This is a genomic window from Hymenobacter convexus (genome assembly GCF_030580955.1).
GTDB lineage: Bacteria > Bacteroidota > Bacteroidia > Cytophagales > Hymenobacteraceae > Hymenobacter.
In genome coordinates this window covers 116,284-133,374 of the sequence record NZ_JAUQON010000001.1, presented here as the reverse complement: position 1 = coordinate 133,374, position 17,091 = coordinate 116,284, and the positions used below count along the sequence as shown (strand labels likewise).

Annotated in this window: 18 protein-coding genes; 12 read left to right on the top strand and 6 right to left on the bottom strand. The window is 62.4% G+C overall.

The genetic code is table 11. The features are described from left to right. Window positions 1-136: 136 nt before the first annotated feature. Entirely contained in the window at window positions 137-970 is an 834-nt protein-coding gene (cdaA, locus tag Q4S41_RS00460) for a diadenylate cyclase CdaA (RefSeq protein ID WP_305029167.1), read from the bottom strand. Window positions 971-1,085: 115 nt separating this feature from the next. Further along, complete coding sequence (gene folP, locus Q4S41_RS00455) at window positions 1,086-1,961, bottom strand: dihydropteroate synthase (RefSeq protein ID WP_305029166.1); 876 nt, start codon at window positions 1,959-1,961, stop codon at window positions 1,086-1,088. A gap of 149 nt (window positions 1,962-2,110) precedes the next feature. On the opposite strand from folP, the gene Q4S41_RS00450 reads away from it, so the two are divergent. The 6 genes from Q4S41_RS00450 (at window position 2,111) to Q4S41_RS00425 (ending at window position 8,156) form a co-directional block, all read left to right on the top strand. Then, complete coding sequence (locus Q4S41_RS00450; RefSeq protein ID WP_305029165.1) at window positions 2,111-2,647, top strand: DUF1599 domain-containing protein; 537 nt, start codon at window positions 2,111-2,113, stop codon at window positions 2,645-2,647. Window positions 2,648-2,841: 194 nt separating this feature from the next. Next, on the top strand, window positions 2,842-4,116 hold the full coding sequence (locus tag Q4S41_RS00445; protein WP_305029164.1) for a gliding motility protein GldB-related protein: 1,275 nt from the start codon (window positions 2,842-2,844) through the stop codon (window positions 4,114-4,116). A 225-nt stretch (window positions 4,117-4,341) separates the two neighbouring features. Then, entirely contained in the window at window positions 4,342-5,511 is a 1,170-nt protein-coding gene (locus Q4S41_RS00440; RefSeq protein ID WP_305029163.1) for a BT_3928 family protein, read from the top strand. A gap of 139 nt (window positions 5,512-5,650) precedes the next feature. Beyond that, the gene (locus tag Q4S41_RS00435; protein WP_305029162.1) at window positions 5,651-6,709 is read left to right on the top strand and encodes an ABC transporter permease; all 1,059 of its coding nucleotides are present in this window, start codon (window positions 5,651-5,653) and stop codon (window positions 6,707-6,709) included. Between the two features lie 151 nt (window positions 6,710-6,860). Further along, a complete protein-coding gene (locus Q4S41_RS00430; RefSeq protein ID WP_305029161.1) occupies window positions 6,861-7,445 on the top strand; it encodes a shikimate kinase in 585 nt (194 codons plus the stop codon). A gap of 36 nt (window positions 7,446-7,481) precedes the next feature. Beyond that, window positions 7,482-8,156 (top strand): sterol desaturase family protein, encoded by a 675-nt coding sequence (locus Q4S41_RS00425; protein WP_369811233.1) that lies wholly within the window; start codon window positions 7,482-7,484, stop codon window positions 8,154-8,156. 77 nt (window positions 8,157-8,233) lie between these two features. Here Q4S41_RS00425 and Q4S41_RS00420 read toward each other — a convergent pair whose 3' ends face one another. Next, window positions 8,234-8,389, bottom strand: a complete 156-nt coding sequence (locus tag Q4S41_RS00420) for a hypothetical protein (protein ID WP_305029160.1) — start codon at window positions 8,387-8,389, stop codon at window positions 8,234-8,236. A gap of 156 nt (window positions 8,390-8,545) precedes the next feature. Here Q4S41_RS00420 and Q4S41_RS00415 point away from each other — a divergent pair, with 156 nt between their 5' ends. Next, window positions 8,546-9,178 carry a DUF1684 domain-containing protein gene (locus Q4S41_RS00415; RefSeq protein ID WP_305029159.1) on the top strand — a complete coding sequence of 211 codons (633 nt, stop codon included), beginning with the start codon at window positions 8,546-8,548 and terminating at the stop codon, window positions 9,176-9,178. Between the two features lie 213 nt (window positions 9,179-9,391). Here Q4S41_RS00415 and Q4S41_RS00410 read toward each other — a convergent pair whose 3' ends face one another. From Q4S41_RS00410 to Q4S41_RS00400, 3 genes are all read right to left on the bottom strand, one after another. Continuing rightward, complete coding sequence (locus tag Q4S41_RS00410) at window positions 9,392-10,255, bottom strand: TPM domain-containing protein (RefSeq protein ID WP_305029158.1); 864 nt, start codon at window positions 10,253-10,255, stop codon at window positions 9,392-9,394. After that, window positions 10,252-10,710, bottom strand: a complete 459-nt coding sequence (locus tag Q4S41_RS00405) for a TPM domain-containing protein (RefSeq protein WP_305029157.1) — start codon at window positions 10,708-10,710, stop codon at window positions 10,252-10,254. The genes Q4S41_RS00410 and Q4S41_RS00405 overlap by 4 nt, the downstream gene beginning before the upstream one ends. Window positions 10,711-10,871: 161 nt before the next feature. Further along, a complete protein-coding gene (locus tag Q4S41_RS00400) occupies window positions 10,872-11,450 on the bottom strand; it encodes a LemA family protein (protein ID WP_305010140.1) in 579 nt (192 codons plus the stop codon). Between the two features lie 200 nt (window positions 11,451-11,650). Between Q4S41_RS00400 and Q4S41_RS00395 the strand changes: the two genes are divergently transcribed. From Q4S41_RS00395 to Q4S41_RS00375, 5 genes are all read left to right on the top strand, one after another. Next, complete coding sequence (locus tag Q4S41_RS00395) at window positions 11,651-12,652, top strand: sugar phosphate nucleotidyltransferase (RefSeq protein ID WP_305029156.1); 1,002 nt, start codon at window positions 11,651-11,653, stop codon at window positions 12,650-12,652. A 61-nt stretch (window positions 12,653-12,713) separates the two neighbouring features. Further along, complete coding sequence (locus tag Q4S41_RS00390; protein ID WP_305029155.1) at window positions 12,714-13,772, top strand: hypothetical protein; 1,059 nt, start codon at window positions 12,714-12,716, stop codon at window positions 13,770-13,772. Between the two features lie 178 nt (window positions 13,773-13,950). Continuing rightward, on the top strand, window positions 13,951-14,154 hold the full coding sequence (locus tag Q4S41_RS00385; RefSeq protein WP_305029154.1) for a hypothetical protein: 204 nt from the start codon (window positions 13,951-13,953) through the stop codon (window positions 14,152-14,154). Further along, window positions 14,132-16,189 carry a prolyl oligopeptidase family serine peptidase gene (locus Q4S41_RS00380; RefSeq protein WP_305029153.1) on the top strand — a complete coding sequence of 686 codons (2,058 nt, stop codon included), beginning with the start codon at window positions 14,132-14,134 and terminating at the stop codon, window positions 16,187-16,189. The genes Q4S41_RS00385 and Q4S41_RS00380 overlap by 23 nt, the downstream gene beginning before the upstream one ends. A 41-nt stretch (window positions 16,190-16,230) precedes the next feature. Further along, window positions 16,231-17,049 carry a hypothetical protein gene (locus Q4S41_RS00375; protein ID WP_305029152.1) on the top strand — a complete coding sequence of 273 codons (819 nt, stop codon included), beginning with the start codon at window positions 16,231-16,233 and terminating at the stop codon, window positions 17,047-17,049. Window positions 17,050-17,091 lie beyond the last annotated feature (42 nt).

The following is a 17,091-nucleotide window of genomic DNA, read 5'->3' as shown; positions in this document are numbered from 1 at the left end:
TAGCAAATTATCAAACCGCTGATTATTAGCATAATTACTAAATATCAGCTACGCCATCTCATGCCCAATTCTGGTGGCTGGATTTTCGCGCACGGTTTCCGAAAACGCAAGTTACAGCGGGCCAGGCGGCCCGGGCCTAGGCCGCCGCTTCCGGCTTGAGGGAAGCGGCCGCGGGGGTGGCGGCGCTGCTCAGCAGCCACTCGTTGAGGCGGGTGCGCAGCTCGGCGGTGGCCAGGTTGCGGAACACTTCGCCGTGGTGCACCAGGCTCATGGCGCCGGTTTCCTCGCTCACCACCAGCACCACGGCGTCGGTGATTTCGCTCAGGCCGATGGCGGCGCGGTGGCGCAGGCCCAGCGAAGCAGGCACGTCGGGGTTTTCGCTCACCGGCAGGATGCAGCGCGCGGCCTGAATGCGGCCGCCGGCAATGATGACGGCGCCATCGTGCAGGGGCGAGGTTTTGTTGAAGATGGAAAGCAGCAGGCGCTTGCTGATTTCGGCGTCGAGCCGGTCGCCGGACTCGGCAAAGGCCGTGAGGTCGGAGGCCTGCGCGAAGCAAATGAGGGCGCCGGTGTATTTGTTGGAGAGACTTTTGGCGGCTTCCACGAAGGGGCCCACGGCCAGCGGGGCGGCCTCGGAGGGGCGGCCCCAGCTCCAGCCGCGCACCCGTTCCAGGGCCGTGGCCTTGCCCACGTTGAGCAGAAAGCGCCGGATTTCCTGCTGAAACAGGATAATGCTGGCCAGCACGCCCACGCTCATAAACTGCCCCAGAATCTTGGTCAGCAGTTCCATGCCGGTGGCTTTCACCAACAGATATAGCACGTAGAACGACACGAGCCCCAACGCCACGTTCAGCGCCACCGAGCCGCGCAACAACTTATACAACTGGTACAACAGCACCGTCACCAGGAGCACGTCGGCCGCGTCAATCCAGCCGAAATGCAGGAAATTGATGGGGAACGGGCCGGACATGGGCGGGGCGAATAAAGGGTAGCAGGAAAAGAAGTAGCTCGGTTTCTTTCCCGGAAAGGGGTGCATCGGAGCCCCTCGGTTGCACGGCAAGGCTTCGTCCCTCAAATTACGGCCTTTATTCCGCCATTGGAAAGGTATGCGCAAATAATTCTATGGTTTGCTGGGCCTCAGCTACGTCGTGGGCGCGCAGCAGGCGGGCGCCGCCCTGCAGGGCCACCATGTGCAGGGCTGTGGTGCCGTTGAGGGCCGTTTCGGGGCCGAGGCCGAGGGGGCCGTACACCATTCTCTTCCGAGACAAGGCGGCCAGCACGGGCAAATCCAGCATCTGCAGTTCGGACAGGCGGCGCAGCAGTTCGTGGCTCTGGGCGGCGGTTTTGGCGAAGCCGAAGCCGGGGTCGAGCACGATGTCGACCACGCCGGCTTGGCGCAGGGCGGCCACGCCGTCGCGGAAGTAGCGCAGCAGCGTGAGCACCAGGTCGTCTTCGTAATGCGTGAGTTTGCTCATGGTTCGGGGGGTGCCGCGCAGGTGCATCAGCACATAGGGAACGCGCAGGCGGCCCACGGTGGCAAACATCTGCGGGTCGAGGGTGCCGCCACCTACGTCGTTCACCAGGTCGGCGCCGGCGTGCACGGCGGCTTCGGCCACGGCGGCCCGGAAGGTATCGGCCGAGAGGAAGGCTTGGGGGAACTCGCGGCGCAGGGCTGCCACGGCGGGCAGCAGGCGGCGGGTTTCTTCTTCGGCCGAAATGTCGTCGGCGCCGGGGCGGGTGCTGTAGGCGCCGAGGTCGAGCACGGCGGCGCCGGCCGTCAGCATGGCTTCGGCGCGGGTGAGCAGGTCGCGCTCCGAGGCCACGCGGCTATCGGCGAAGAAGGAGTCGGGCGTGAGGTTGAGAATGCCCATTACCTGCGGCCGGTGCAGGCTGAGCAGGCGGCCGTGGGGCGAATGCAGGGATGCATTGAATAGTTGCCGGGGTGAATGCTGAGGAGCCATAAGTTTACTTTGTCGTGCTGTTATCTAGCGTCCGGCACGAAGCAACTTATCACGGCTGCGTGCTTCGGGAATTGCCCAACCATGTAGCGTGGACGTGATAAGGTCCTTCGCTGCGCTCAGGATGACAATATTAAGTCGTCGCCCACCGCTTGACCACTCCCGACCACTACGACCTGCTGCTGGCCCGCTGCCGCACCCTGTTTCTGGCCAAAACCCACGACTACGGCACGGCTTGGCGCATTCTGCGCCTGCCCTCGGTCACGGACCAGATTTTTATCAAGGCCAACCGCATCCGCACCATTCAGGAAACCGGCGTGCAGCTCGTGGCCGATGACGTGAACGAGGAGTTCGTGGCCATCATCAACTACTGCCTCATTGCCCTGATGCAATTGCACCTGCCCAAGGACACGCCGCTGGACATGACGCCCGACGCCGTGGCCACCGCCTACGACCACGAAGCCGCCGAAAACCGCCGCTTGCTCTTGGCCAAAAACCACGACTACGGCGAGGCCTGGCGTCAGATGCGCGTGGCCAGCATCACCGATTTGATACTCATGAAGCTGCACCGCGTGAAGCAGCTCGAAGACATCGGCGGGGCCGCGCTGGTGAGCGAAAGCGTGGAAGGCAGCTACCGCGACATGCTGAACTACGCCGTGTTCGCGTTGATTTTGCGGGGGGAGAAGTAGGGCGCCCGCAGAGAATCCTGTAATCCTGCTAAAAAAGACGGTCATGCTGAGCGTAGTCGAAGCATCTTTACCGCAACACTAAAATTGATTAGTTGTGCGGTAGAGATGCTTCGACTACGCTCAGCATGACCGTCTTTTAGGCAACCGCTGATATCATCTGTGCATCTTACCGGCACACGCCAACGCCAACTACGATGAAACCCTTCCTGCTTCTGCTACTCCTTATTGGCATTGCCTTCACTGCGGCGGCCCAGACTACTACCCACGCCGATTCGCTGCTCACCATCGCCCAGCAAGCCAGCAAAAAGAAGGACTACCCGGCTGCCATTGCCGCCTACCAACGGGTGGTAAACGAGCCCACGGCCAAGCCGCGCTACAAGGCGGTGAGTCTCTATAACATTGCCTGCTACTACAGCCTGCTGCACGACGCGCCCAACGCCCTGACCAACCTGCGCAAGGCCATTGACGCGGGCTACGTGAACAGCAAGCAGATTAGCACCGACTCGGACCTAGAGTTGCTGCACGCCGACAGGCAGTGGCCCAAGCTGCTGGCCCGCGCCCGCCAGCTGGAGGAAAAGCAAATCATCCGCCGGCCCGAGGATGTGCGGCTGACCACCACCGACATCGACCACTTCTGGACCGCCTACGCCGCCGCCCGACGCGATACGGCGCAGGCCCGGGCCGTTTTCCGGCGCGAGTATTTCGACAAAGCCTCGGCGGGCCTGCGCGATTATTATGACCTCAAAATCAAGGACGACAAGTTCTTCACGAAGCGGATTTTGCAACGACCCAACTACTATAACTCCATCCGGCCCACCACGCTGGCCATTGCCAGCGAGAAACCGAAGATTGTGGCCGCCTTCCGGCATTTCCAGGAGCTGTACCCGGCGGTGCGCTTCCAGAACATCTACTTCGTGGTGGGCGGCTGGGTGTCGGGCGGCACCGTGTCGGACGCCGGCCTGCTCATCGGGGCCGACCAAACGGCCAACGGCCCGGGCGTGAACACCTCGGAGCTGAGCCTGGTGCAACGCAACCGCTGCGCCCCGGTGGCCGAAATGCCTTCGCTGATGGTGCACGAACTGGTGCACCGCAACCAAGGCCCGCAGGATGGCACCCTACTGAGCTACGCCCTGAACGAGGGCATGGCCGATTTCGTGGCCGAGCTGGTGACCGGCCACATCACCAACGCTCGCCTGCACCCCTACGGCAACGCCCACGAAAAACAGCTATGGGCCGATTTCCAAAAGGAAATGCTCGGTACCAACCCCGACAACTGGATGGCCAACGGCAACCAGGAAACCCCCGAGAAGCCCTGCGACCTGGGCTACTACGTGGGCTACCGCATCGTGCAGGCTTATTATAAGCAGGCCACCGACAAGAAGCAGGCCCTGGCCGACATCCTGAGCATCCGCGATGCCAAGGCGTTTCTGGCCCGGAGTAGGTATGCGGAGGTGGTAGCTGGGCGGTAGCTGCGGCTCGTTCTGGTGTGGCGCCTCACTCCCCGGCCCCCTCTCTTCAGGGAGAGGAGGTGAGCTCTGGAAAAGCTGGCATCCGGTTCCCCTCTCCTTGGGGAGAGGGGCCGGGGGTGAGGCGACACGGCAGAACAGCGCCCGCAGGACTTTCAACTTCCGGCCCGACCTTTATGCAAACATTGGGCGTTGCCCGCGCGTTTGCCACCGGCTTACTTTGTTCTTATGTCCACCATTAGCTCCGCCCCTGCTGTTGCCCCGGCCCCTCACTTGTTGCGCACCGTCACCCGCGTGTGCTGGTTTGTGCTGGGCGCCATCTTCATTTTTTCCGGCCTCATCAAGCTGAACGACCCGGTGGGCACGGCCTACAAGCTCGAAGAATACTTCGAAGTATTTTCCGTTTCGGTGCCGGCGCTGGAAGGGTTCTTCATGTGGTTCAAGAACATTTCGCGCACGCTGTCCATCGTGCTCAGCTCGCTGGAGGTGATTCTGGGCGTGGCCCTGCTGCTCCGCTGGCACCTGAAAGTTACCCTGTGGGTGCTGCTGGGGCTGCTCACGTTTTTCGGCTTCCTCACGTTCTATTCGGCGGCCTTTAATAAGGTGACGGACTGCGGCTGCTTCGGCGATTTCATCAAGCTCACGCCCTGGACGTCGTTTGCCAAGGACATGTTCCTGCTCGTGCTGTGGTTCGTGGTGTTCACGCACCAACGGTTTCTGCGCCACTCGTTTGTGCAGGGCACCTTCGGCATCATGGTGATGACGTTTGCCACGGCCATTGCCATCGGCATTGGGGTGCGGGCGCTGGGCCACCTGCCCTATTTCGATTTCCTGCCCTACAAAGTGGGCAACAACATCGGCCAGCTCATGAAGCCCGCCGAGCCCGCCCGCTACCGCTACACGATGACCCGCAACGGCGAAACCAAGCAGTTCGACGCCTACCCCACCGACACCACCTGGAAATACAAGGCCATGGAGTCGCTGAATCCGAAAACCTCCACGCCGGTTATCACCGACTTCGAGGTGTCCGACGCCGAGGGCAACTCCTATACCCAGGAGCTGCTGAAAGGCAGCAAGCTGGTGCTCATCGTGCAGAACACCAACAAGACGGACCGCGACCGGTTTGAGGCCATCAACGCCCTGATGGAAGGCGCCGCCAAGTCGCGCCGCGGCATCACGGCCCTCACCATCACCAGCACCAGCGCGGCCAAGTTCGACTCGTTCCGCCACGATGTGAACCTGGCCGGCCCCTATTACTTCGCCGATGCCACCGTGCTTAAATCCATGATTCGCTCCAACCCCGGCCTCATGGTGCTGCAAAACGGCGTGGTAAAAGCCAAGTACCACTACCACGACCTGCCCGCGCTCTGGGAAGTGGAAAAGGTGCTGAAGGAATAGTGGTTAATAACTAAGCCTAAAAGAGCCTGTCATCCTGAACGTAGCGAAGGACCTTATCACCGAAGAACAGGTAACGTTCGAACCTGATAAGGTCCTTCGCTGCGCTCAGGATGACAGACGAAAAACCTAATTCCTACTTATGCTCGCCTTCATCCTCCGTCGCTTAGGCCAGGGCCTGCTCGTGCTGGTGGGCGTGGCCTGCACGGTGTTTGTGCTCTTCAACGTGCTGCCCGGCGACCCCGCCGCCCTGCTGGCCGGCCAGCGCACCGACCTGGCTACCAAAGCCGCCATCACCGCCGACCTCGGCCTCGACCAGCCCCTGCCCACCCGCCTGCTCGGCTACCTGAACGACGTATCGCCCCTGGGCCTGCACCCCGCCGACTCAGCTGGCCGGGCGCGCTATGGCGGCGTGGCCGTGCTGCCGCTGGGCTCCAAGGCATTGGTTTTGAAAACGCCCTACCTGCGCCGCTCCTTCCAAAGCAACAAGGATGTGCTGCGCATCCTGCTCGATTATTTTCCCGGCACGGCCTGGCTGGCGCTGGCGGCCATGCTCATTGCCAGCGTGGGCGGCGTGGCGTTTGGGGTAGCGGCGGCGCTGCGCCCGCAGTCGTGGCTCGACAGGGTGCTGGTGAGCACCTCGGTGCTGGGCATTTCAGTGCCGTCGTTCGTGGCGGCCATTCTGATTGCCGTCACGTTCGGCTTTTACTGGAGCCACTGGACGGGCCTGAGTCTCACCGGGCAGCTCTATGAAACCGACCCCTTCACGGGTGAGCGGCACCTGGTGCTGCGCAATTTGCTGCTGCCGGCCGTGGCGCTGGGCATCCGGCCGCTGGCCATTATCACGCAGCTCACCCGTTCCAGCATGCTCGATGTGCTGAGCCAGGACTACATCCGCACAGCCCGCGCCAAGGGCCTGAGCCGCGCGGCTACGGTGCTGCACCATGCCCTGCGCAACGCCCTCAATCCGGTCGTAACAGCCGTTTCGGGCTGGCTGGCCTCGCTCATGGCGGGCGCGTTTTTTATCGAATACATCTTCAACTGGAAAGGCCTGGGCACGGTAACGCTCCGCGCCGTCGAAAACCTCGATTTCCCGGTGGTGATGGGTGCCACGCTGTTCGTAGCCGCGCTGTTTGTGGTGATAAATATTGCCGTGGACGTGCTTTACGCCGTGCTCGACCCGCGCGTGAAGCTGGGGTAGGTCGAACGTCAATAAAAGAACGTCATGCAGAGCGCAGCGAAGCATCTTGCCCGCCACTACTAAACCCAATCGTAAGGAATTACTGGTGGCGGGCAAGATGCTTCGCTGCGCTCTGCATGACGTTCTTTTGCCTACCTGACTTCTAAACCCCGTGCCCTCTTCCCTCCCCAAAGACGCTCTGATACCCGGCGGCTCCGGCCACCTGAGCCTCGTGGGCCTGCCCGGCGCGGGCAAAACCACGCTGGGCCGGCAGCTAGCCGCGCACTTCAACCGCCCGTTTCTCGACCTGGACATTGCCATTGAAGCCCAGACCGGACGCGGCGTGCGTGAAATTTTCGCCACTGAGGGCGAGGCCGGGTTCCGGGAAATAGAATCGGCGGTGTTGCGCCGGGCGCTGGCCTACGCCGGGGCGCCGCTGGTGCTGGCCACGGGCGGCGGCACCCCCTGCTTTCACGATAATATGGCTCTGCTCAACCAGGCCGGCCCCACGCTTTGGCTCGATGTGCCGGTGGCCGTGCTGGCGGCCCGCCTGCCGCCCGAGGAGGTGGCCAAACGCCCGTTGCTGGCCGCCGCCGGCGGGGCCGAAGCGTGGCTGCGCGAAACCCTTACGGCCCGAATGAAGTTTTATGCCCAGGCGCGGCTGCGCTGCTCGGCGGCGTGCACGCTGCCGGCCGTGGTAGCGCAGCTGGCCGGCGCGGGTTTTGCCCTGCCCGGCACTTTGCCCCCGGCATCGTAATTTTGTTTCTTCTTTATTCCGCCGTTCGTTAGTCTTATGCAATCCGTATCCACCGAAGAACCAGACGTTATGCCTACTCCGGCGCCCGCCGCGGCCCCGGTGCGGCCCAAGCACAAAGGCTCGGCGCAGCTGTTTCAGAACCCCTTGCTGGAGCGGCTTTCGCACACGCACATTGCGCTGCCGGTGAGCATTTTCGCCATCACCGGCATCCTGAGCATGTATTATGGCCTCACCCGCGGCTTCATGACGGGCCTGGGCGCGCTGGGTTTGTTTCTGGTAGGGCTGCTGGCCTTCACGCTGGTGGAATACCTGGTGCACCGCTACGTGTACCATATTCCGGCCACTACGCCGGGCCGGGCCAAGTTCCAGTACACCATGCACGGCGTGCATCACGAATACCCCAAGGACAAGACGCGCTTGGCCATGCCGCCCATCATCACGGTGTTTGTGGCCTCGTTGCTGTTCTTCATTTTCCGCTTCAGCTTTGGTTCCTATGCATTTGGGCTCTTGTCGGGCTTTACGTTTGGCTACGCCATGTACCTGTTTGTGCACTACGCCATTCATGCCTACGCCCCGCCGAAGAACTTCCTGAAAGTGTGGTGGACGCACCACAGCCAGCACCACTACCGGCAGGATGAGGTAGCCTTCGGCGTGAGCAGTACGCTTTGGGACCACATTATTGGCACCATGCCCAGCAAGCGTAGCGAGTAACACTACCGCTTGCGTTGAAAGCAAAAAGCGCGGCCCCTTCGCAGGAGCCGCGCTTTTTTGTTGATTGGCGGACCGAACTAGGGGCGCGGGCCGCGCATTCTGTTCACGATGAAAAACAGCAGCGCCACCACGATAAACACGGCGATGATGCCCGTATAGGCCCCGGCCTTGAAGATGCCGGCAATGGCGTCGCAGCCGGTGAGCGTGGTGGCCAGCGCGAAGAAAAAGAACATTAGGGTAAGGCGGGAAGCATTCATGGCATTGACAAAAAGAAGGGTGAAAGAAATTGTCTGCGGCTTTGGCTACCGCCGAATACAGGCTGATACTTAGCCTGTGCCGAAAAGGTTGGAAACGATAGCCGGCTGCGGCGAGCTGGGTAGCTTTGAGCAATGAAACATCTTCTCGCTTTTGCGCTTTCGGCGGCCCTGCTGAGTAGCCGGGCCCACGGCCAGACCGTCGCTCTTCGCCTCGATTCGCTGGCGCACCAGCGCAGTGTGCTGGCCTTCCAGCAGGCCCTGAATGAGGAATTTCGCAACCCCAACGAATCGCCCCTGACGCCGGCCGAGCAGCAAGCCCTCACCAGCCTGCCCTTCTATCCTACCCGCTACGGCTACTACGTGGCGGCCACCTTCGTGCGCGATTCCACCTCCCGGCCTTTCGCCATGGAAACCAGCACCGCCCGCCGGCCCACCTACCGCAAATACGGCGAGCTGCGCTTCATGCTCGATGGCAAGCCCCGGCGGCTCAGCGTGTACCAGAACTACGATTTACTGAAACGGCCCGGCCTGGAAGACTACCTGTTCCTGCCCTTCACCGACCTTACTAACGGCCACGGCAGCTACGGCGGCGGCCGCTACATCGACCTGCGCATTCCACCGCGTGGCACCACGGTGATGCAAATCGATTTCAATAAAGCCTACAACCCATCCTGCGCCTACAACCACGGCTACTCCTGCCCCGTGCCGCCGCCGGAGAACCGGCTGAGCGTGGCCATTCCGGTGGGCGTGCAGAGCGACCATTAGAGGGAGTGCCTGTCATTGCGAGGCCGCAGGCCGTGGCAACCGAAGGCCAGCGTAGCTAATCCGTCCTGTCAAAACCAGACACGTCCTTTTATCAGAAAGCCCCGGCACTGCGCAGTGCCGGGGCTTTCACTTTTTGAGGCGTTGTCACATTAGCAGGCTGGTCGCTGAGAACAGGACGGATTGCTTCGCTACGTTAGCAATGACGGGCGACATCTACCAGCTGCCGCTGGCGCCGCCGCCGCCGCTACTGCCGCCGCCGAAGCCGCCGAAGCCACCCCCGCCGCCGCCACCACCGCCCCAGCCACCGCCGCCGCCACCGAAGCCCCCACCACCGAAGATGATGGGCGGGATGAAGCCGCCGCCGAAACCGCGGTTGCCGCGGCCACCGCCGCCGCCGCGGTTACGCAGCAGGGTGAAAATGATGACCATCACGATAATGATGGTCCAAAACGGAATGCCCGAGCCCGAGGAATCGCGGCTGCGTTGCGGGCGGGCGTCTTCCGGGTCTACTTTGTATTCGCCTTTGGCGAGGGCGATGAGCTGGTCGGTGGCCCGGTCGAGGCCGGCGTAGTATTGGTTTTGCTTGAAGGCGGGCACCAGCGTGTTGCTGATGATGCGCTTGGCGATGGCATCGGGCACGGCGCCTTCCAGGCCGTAGCCGGTCTGGATGCGGGCCACGTGCTCCTGCTGAGCCACCAGGATGAGGATGCCATTGTTCTTGCCTTTGCGGCCGATGCCCCAGCCCTCGTAGAGCTTCTGGGCATAGTCGGCCACCTCGTCACCGTCGAGGGTAGGCACGGTCACCACGGCAATTTGCGAGGAAGTGCTGTCGTCGTAGGCCACCAGCTTGCGTTCCAGCGCTTCGGCCTCGGCGGGCTGCATCAGGCCGGCCAAGTCATTCACCAGACGCGGCGGGTTGGGGCGCGGCGGGATGGACTGGGCGCTGGCCGCGATGCTGGCCCAAGCCAGCAGCAACACCAGCAGCCAACGCCACGGCGCGGGCCGCAACGCGCGCGCCTGGCCCGCCAGCCCAGCAAGGGGCGTCAACAAACGGGCGTCAGCCACGGAATTTTTCATGCGTCGGAAGACGGCTTCTGGCCGCCGAAGGAAATTGAGTCGTCCAGCTCGTTCTGGTCGGTGCTGGCATCATAAGGGAAGTAGCGCTTCAGCTGCTCGCCCACCATTTTGATGCCGCGCTCAAGGCCCAGCACGTAGTTTTCGTGCCGAAACTGCTCTAGCACGGCTTCTTTGGTGGTTTCCCAGAAGTCGTCGGGCACAGCCGCGTTGATGGCCGAATCGCCCACCACGGCAAACTGCCGGCTTTGCCAGGCTAGGTAAAACAGCACGCCGTTGCGGGCGGCGGTCTTGTGCATGTTCAGCTCGCCGAAGACCTGCGCGGCGCGGTCCAGCGGCTCGGGCGTGGGGCAGGTGTCTTCGAGGTGTACCCGGATTTCGCCGGACGTGGTGACCTCGGCCTGCCGGATGGCGGCCACCAGCGCCGCGTCCTGAGCGGGAGTAAGGGGAGAAGTCATTGGTGGGAATTAGGTGAGCTAAAAGTCAACAAAACGTCATACTGAGCGCAGCCGAAGCATCTCTACCGCACAACTAATTGATTTTACTTGCGCAGTAGAGATGCTTCGGCTGCGCTCAGCATGACGTTCTTTTTTATCAGTTATGACCGATAATTCCAACCCTAAAACTGCACCGTGGGCGCCTTGCTCGCGGCCGGGTCGGCTTCGAAGTAGGGCTTTGGCGGGAAGCCGAACATGCCCGCAAACAGGTTATTCGGGAAGGAGCGGGTGAAGGTGTTGTAGTCGTTGGTGACGGCGTTGAACTTGTTGCGCTCCACGTTGATGCGGTTTTCGGTGCCCTCAATCTGGGCTTGCAGCTCCTGGAAGTTGGCGTTGGCTTTCAGGTCGGGGTAATTCTCCGACACGGCCAGCAGGCGGCCCAATCCGGCCGATACCTGGCTCTGGGCTTCCTGGAATTTCTTGATGTTTTCGGGCGTCAGGTCGTTGGCGTTCAGCTGCACGCTGGTGGCCTTGGCGCGAGCCTCGATGACCGAAGTGAGGGTGCCCTGCTCGAATTTGGCGGCGCCTTTCACGGTGTTCACCAGGTTGCCGATGAGGTCGTTGCGGCGCTGGTAGGCGCTTTGCACGTTGCCGGCCTGGGCCTTCACGGCCTGGTCGCGCTGCACCATGCCGTTGTAGCCGCACGACGACTGGGTGAGCAACAGGGCCAAGCCCGCGAAGTACAGAAGAAAGCGTTTCATGTTAGAAAAAGAAGGGGTGAAAGTGAAAGAAGCGAGGGTTTTGCGGCCGGCGCCAAAACCTGGCGCCGCCGGCCCGGTTTGGTTCCGGGCTTGGCGCAAAGTACGTAGCTTGGCCCTAGTAGTTGTAGCTTGCTGCTTAGCAGGGCCCGGCCCTGGGCCAACGGCTCCTGCTTTATCGCTTCTCACCCCGCTTCATTACAATGAAAGCCGTCATTCCCGTCGCCGGCATTGGCTCGCGCCTGCGCCCCCACACCCACACCCAGCCCAAAAGCCTGGTGCCGGTGGCCGGCAACACCATTCTGGGCCATATCATCGACCGCCTGCGCACGGCCGGCCTTACCGAGTTTGTGTTCATCGTGGGCTATTTGGGCGATAAAATCGTGAGCTACGTGCGCCGCAATTACCCCGACCTTAACGCCAAGTTTGTGGTGCAGGAGCCCCGCGAAGGCCTCGGCCACGCCCTGTGGCTGGCCCGCGAGGAGTTTCGCCACGACCCGGACGGCGTGCTCATCCTGCTCGGCGATACCATCGTGGACGTGGACCTGGCCGCCTTGCTGGCCACGTCCGGCTCGGTGCTGGCCGTGAAGGAAGTGAAGGACCCCACCCGCTTCGGCATTGTGGAGCTCGGGGCCGGCGGCCGGGTGAGCAAGGTGGTGGAGAAGCCCAAAATCCCGAAATCGAACTTTGCCATGGTGGGCCTCTACAAACTGGCCTACCCCGACAAGCTGGCCGAGGCCCTGGAGTGGCTGCGCGAAACCGACGTGCGCACCCACGGCGAATTTCAGCTTACCGACGCCCTGATGCACCTCATCGAAGACGGCGAGGTGATGACGACCTGCCCCGTGGACAACTGGTTCGACTGCGGCCGCAAGGAAACCCTGCTCGAAGCCAACGCCCGCCTGCTCAACACGGCCGAGTTCCTGGAAGGCCGCGACTACTCGGAATTTCCCGATTCGGTGATTATTCCGCCCGTCAGCATCGGGCGCGGGTGCCAGATTTCGCAGTCCATCATCGGCCCGAATGTGGCCATCGGCGACAAAACCATTGTCAGCCATACCATTCTCAGCGACTCCATCATTGGCAGCTACTCGGAGCTGCGCTCGGCCGTGATGCACGACTGCATTGTGGGCTCCGATGCCTCGTTTCGGGGCATGAACCATTCGCTGAACATCGGCGACAACACGGAAATTGACTACAGCTAAGAAGAAGATGGACGCTGGGCCGGCATTTCGTACTTTTCGGTCCTCAACCACTTTTCTGCGCATGATTTTCCGCCGCCTGCTGCTTGCTTTTGCCGTTGCCCTGCCGTTGTTGGCAGCGGCCCAAACGCCCCTGGGCCAGCCCTCGCTCGACGAGAGCAAAGTGCAAATCTGGTGCGCCACGGTACGCTTCGTGTACGACGACGCCGGCCGGCCCAACCTCAAAAGCACCGTGCGCTGCGAGGGTGCCAACCTGCAGGCCCTGGCCGCCAGCATCCGGCCCGACAGCCTGCGCGTGTACAGCCTGCTTTATCAGCCCATCGAGGGCCGCGGCGCCATTTACCAGGGCAAAAAAGACAACCCCGCCCGCCTGGCCGCCTTGGCTAAGGCCATTGTGAGCAAGCTCAAAGGCTCGCCGGCCCGCCGCAAAGACCCCGCCCGCATGGCGCGGGTCGAAGCTCTGGAAACCGCCCTCACTAACTACGTGGAAAGCGGCACGCCCATGGGCGAAGTGGCCGCCGCCATGGCTCCCGAAAAAGTAGACACCTTGGCCGCCCCCGGCGCCCCCGGCCCCGCCGAAGCCGCCGAAGCCCAGGCCGCCGCCGAGCGCGATGCCGCCAACGCCAGCAGCGCGCCCCTGCCCGCCACGGGCCCGGGCAGCCTGCTCTACCGCTTTGCGGCGCCGCTGGCCCTCATTCTGGGCATTCTGAGTTTGGCGCTGTACATCATGCTGCGCATCACGCTGGGGCAGTGGCGCCGCCAGCAGCGCCGCGAAACCCTCACCGCCAAGCAGGCCGCCACCACCGCCCAGGCCGCCGCTGCCGAAACCAGCGCTGCCGTGGCCGACTCCATTGCCCGCGTGAAACGGGCCGAGGCGCTGGTGCTGGCCGCCACCTCCGATGCGCCCCAATCGGCCCCCACGCCGGCCCTCGACCAGCTCAGCCCGGCCCAGCGCCTGGAAGTGGAACGCCTGGTGAGCCAGCGCGTGGACGAGGAGCTGCGCTGGCTGCGCGCCAACCTGCCCGAGTTGGTAGCCGCCGCCGTGGCCCAGCAAGCGCCCGCCACCCCGGAAGCCGGCGCCGGCCCCGGCGCGCCGGGGACCGATAACGCGCAGGTGGAGTAACTTTAGGTAGCCCGGCGCTTTTATTGGCACATCACAGTAGACAGTAGCACGTCATGTCAAGCTTGCCGAGACATCTCGCGTGCCATCACTAATTCATTCGAAAGGATTACTTCGGCACGCGAGATGTCTCGGCAAGCTCGACATGACGTTCTTTCTTTTACCATTCTCACCTCTACGTATGAAAGCTGCCTTTCGCCCGCTTGCGCTGTTGGCAGCTTTGGCGCTGTCGGCCTGCCGGGCCAGCGCGCCGCCCGCGCGCAACACCCTGCCCCGCCGCCAGCCCCTCACCGAAGCCACTACCCCCGAAAATGCCGAGCCCAGCCGCAAAGCCGGCCTCGAACTCCCCGACACCACCCGCCGTGACCTACCCCAACAGCCGTAAAGCCGACACCACCGACACCTATTTCGGCACCGCCGTGCCCGACCCCTACCGCTGGCTTGAAGACCCCGATTCCGAAGAAACCAAGGCGTGGGTAACCGCCCAGAACGAGGCCACGTTTGGGTATTTAAAGGAGATTCCGTTTCGCGATAGCATTCGGGCGCGCCTCACCAGCCTCTGGAACTACGAGCGCTACGGCGTGCCCGAGCAGGTGGGCAATGAGCTGGTATTTGCCAAAAACGACGGGCTGCAGAACCAGGCCGTGGTGTACCGCCAGCGCGGCACCGAAGAGCCCCGTGTGCTGCTCGACCCCAATAAATTCTCGGCAGATGGCACCACGGCGCTGGCCGGCATGGAATTCAGCAACGACCACCGCTACCTGGCCTACGCCACCAGCAGCGGCGGCTCCGACTGGAACCAGGTCCGCGTCATGGATTTACAAACGCAAGAACTGCTGCCCGACACGCTGGACTGGGTGAAAGTCTCGGGCACATCGTGGACGTCGAACGGCTTCTACTACAGCCGCTACGACGCGCCCCGGCCCGGCGAAAACGACCTCTCGGGCAAAAACGAGTTTCACAAAGTATACTTCCACCAGCTAAACACACCACAGGCGGAAGACGAGCTGGTGTACGACAACCCCGATATGGCGCTGGGCTTCCGCATGGCCGGCGCTACCGAGGACGAGCGGTTTCTGTGCCTCTACCTCACCGATGGCGTGTCGGACGGCAACCGCCTGCTGGTGCGTGACCTCACCGACGCGGGCCAAGCCAATGCCTGGACGACGTTGTTTGAGGCTTTTGAATTCAACAACACCGTCATCGGCAATGTGGGCGGCGAGGTGCTGGTGTACACCAACTACCTGGCACCCAACTACCGCGTGGTTGGCATTGACCCCAGCCAGCCCCAGGAAAGCAACTGGCGCGAGGTGCTGCCCGAAACCGCCAACAAGCTCGAAAGCGTGACACAGGCCGGCGGCTGCCTCATCGCCGGCTACCTGCAGGATGCCCGCTCACTGGTGCAGGTGTATTCGGAAACGGGCGAATTTCGGCATGAGGTGGCGCTGCCGGCCATTGGCACGGCCAGCGGCTTCGGCGGGCGGCGCGAGGCCACGGCGGTGTATTACGCCTTCACGTCCTTCACCTACCCGACCACGATTTACCGCTACGACATTGCGGCGAATACCAGCACCGTTTTCCGGGCCCCGGCGGTAGATGTGAACCCGGCCGACTACCGGACCACGCAGGTGTTCTACCCCAGCCGCGACGGCACGCTGATTCCGATGTTCATCGTGCACAAAAAAGACGTGACGCTGAACGGCCAGAACCCCACCTACCTCTACGCCTACGGCGGCTTCAACGTGAGCCTGACGCCCGGCTTCTCGGTGGCGCGCGTGCTGTGGCTCGAAAACGGCGGCATCCTGGCCGTGGCCAACCTGCGCGGCGGCGGCGAATACGGCGAGGAATGGCACCAGGCCGGCATGACGCCGCACAAGCAAAATGTGTTCGACGACTTCATTGCCGCTGCCGAATACCTCAAAACCAACCATTACACCGACACGCAGCACCTCGCCATCGCGGGCGGCTCCAATGGTGGCCTGCTGGTGGGCGCCGTGGCCAACCAGCGGCCCGACCTGTGCCGGGTGGCCCTGCCCGCCGTAGGCGTGATGGACATGCTGCGCTACCAGAAGTTCACCATCGGCTGGAACTGGGCGCCCGAGTACGGTACCTCCGACGACGAGGCGCAGTTCCGCAACCTGTTGGCCTTCTCGCCCTTGCACAACCTGCGGCCCGGCACCGCCTACCCCGCCACGCTCATCACCACCGCCGACCACGACGACCGGGTGGTGCCCGCGCACTCCTTCAAATACGCTGCCGCCCTGCAAGCCGCCAACGCGGGCCCCTACCCCACCCTCATCCGCATCGACGTGAACGCCGGCCACGGCGCGGGCAAAAGCACGGCCCTACTCATTGATGAGTGGGCCGACGTGTGGAGCTTCTGCTACGCCAACATGGGCGTGACGCCAGCGCTGCAGTAGTTTGGTAGCTTCTTTTTCAACTGGCTACTTCTTTCTCGGCGATGAATGTTTTTCTGCAAGCAGTCAATTTTCGGTTCGTACACCGGCGGACTATAGCCCTGCTCAGCTTCATCCTGATTTTCAACCTACTACTGCCTTCCGCCGGAAATGCTCAGTATCACTTGATGACTCCGGATGCGGTGCTGCCTTATGCCAAGAACACCATCCTCAAGGCCCATGCTACCGCCATTGCCGGAGCCTCGGCCAAGCAAATTGCAGCCGCGGGCCAGCATATGATGCAACCCGAGCCCTTGCCCGCGGTAGAATCGGTTGTCTTCGGGCCAGCGCTTGCTGCAGCAAAAGCGGCTTATAACCAAGCCCATTTCGCCGAAGCCGTAGCTGATTTAAGCCTTCCCGTAGCCAGCGAACCCCAGAACCGTTTCCTGCTTTTTCATTATGCCCGGGCGCTTTATCAAACGGAATCAACCAAGCCGCAGGCATTTGAGGCATATCAGAAGCTGATTAGCGACTTAGACCGTGAAAACGGTGAAAATGACTCCACGGCCACCATCGACTACTGGTTTCTGGAGGCTTATTGGAAACTCGGCACCCTACAAATGGACCAGGAGCAATGGAAACCGGCGGCGTACAACATGGCGCGCTTTCTAATCGGGGCCTCATCGCTGAGCGAGCTTACCCAAAACCCGCTGCTCTACGAACAAGCCCTGGGCTACCTGACCGAATGCTATTTCCGCCTGAATGAGCCCGAAATCTGCCGCTACTACGGCAGCCGCACCCTGCAATTTTTTCCCAAAAATCAGTACGTGCGACCTTATCTGGCCCATCTGCCCCCAATCACCAAACCCAAAAAGAAAAGCTGACGGGTACCAGCCTGCTACCATTATAACGGGCGCAAACAAAAG

What these genes read in the sequence shown, in the direction of transcription:
- Q4S41_RS00410 (WP_305029158.1), bottom strand. Translation starts at nt 10,255, where the DNA reads ATGAAAAATTCCGTGGCTGACGCCCGTTTGTTGACGCCCCTTGCTGGG.
- Q4S41_RS00415 (WP_305029159.1), top strand. Translation starts at nt 8,546, where the DNA reads ATGAAACATCTTCTCGCTTTTGCGCTTTCGGCGGCCCTGCTGAGTAGC.
- Q4S41_RS00445 (WP_305029164.1), top strand. Translation starts at nt 2,842, where the DNA reads ATGAAACCCTTCCTGCTTCTGCTACTCCTTATTGGCATTGCCTTCACT.
- Q4S41_RS00425 (WP_369811233.1), top strand. Translation starts at nt 7,482, where the DNA reads ATGCAATCCGTATCCACCGAAGAACCAGACGTTATGCCTACTCCGGCG.
- Q4S41_RS00395 (WP_305029156.1), top strand. Translation starts at nt 11,651, where the DNA reads ATGAAAGCCGTCATTCCCGTCGCCGGCATTGGCTCGCGCCTGCGCCCC.
- Q4S41_RS00440 (WP_305029163.1), top strand. Translation starts at nt 4,342, where the DNA reads ATGTCCACCATTAGCTCCGCCCCTGCTGTTGCCCCGGCCCCTCACTTG.
- Q4S41_RS00390 (WP_305029155.1), top strand. Translation starts at nt 12,714, where the DNA reads ATGATTTTCCGCCGCCTGCTGCTTGCTTTTGCCGTTGCCCTGCCGTTG.
- Q4S41_RS00400 (WP_305010140.1), bottom strand. Translation starts at nt 11,450, where the DNA reads ATGAAACGCTTTCTTCTGTACTTCGCGGGCTTGGCCCTGTTGCTCACC.
- Q4S41_RS00375 (WP_305029152.1), top strand. Translation starts at nt 16,231, where the DNA reads ATGAATGTTTTTCTGCAAGCAGTCAATTTTCGGTTCGTACACCGGCGG.
- Q4S41_RS00405 (WP_305029157.1), bottom strand. Translation starts at nt 10,710, where the DNA reads ATGACTTCTCCCCTTACTCCCGCTCAGGACGCGGCGCTGGTGGCCGCC.
- Q4S41_RS00420 (WP_305029160.1), bottom strand. Translation starts at nt 8,389, where the DNA reads ATGTTCTTTTTCTTCGCGCTGGCCACCACGCTCACCGGCTGCGACGCC.
- cdaA (WP_305029167.1), bottom strand. Translation starts at nt 970, where the DNA reads ATGTCCGGCCCGTTCCCCATCAATTTCCTGCATTTCGGCTGGATTGAC.
- Q4S41_RS00435 (WP_305029162.1), top strand. Translation starts at nt 5,651, where the DNA reads ATGCTCGCCTTCATCCTCCGTCGCTTAGGCCAGGGCCTGCTCGTGCTG.
- Q4S41_RS00385 (WP_305029154.1), top strand. Translation starts at nt 13,951, where the DNA reads ATGAAAGCTGCCTTTCGCCCGCTTGCGCTGTTGGCAGCTTTGGCGCTG.
- folP (WP_305029166.1), bottom strand. Translation starts at nt 1,961, where the DNA reads ATGGCTCCTCAGCATTCACCCCGGCAACTATTCAATGCATCCCTGCAT.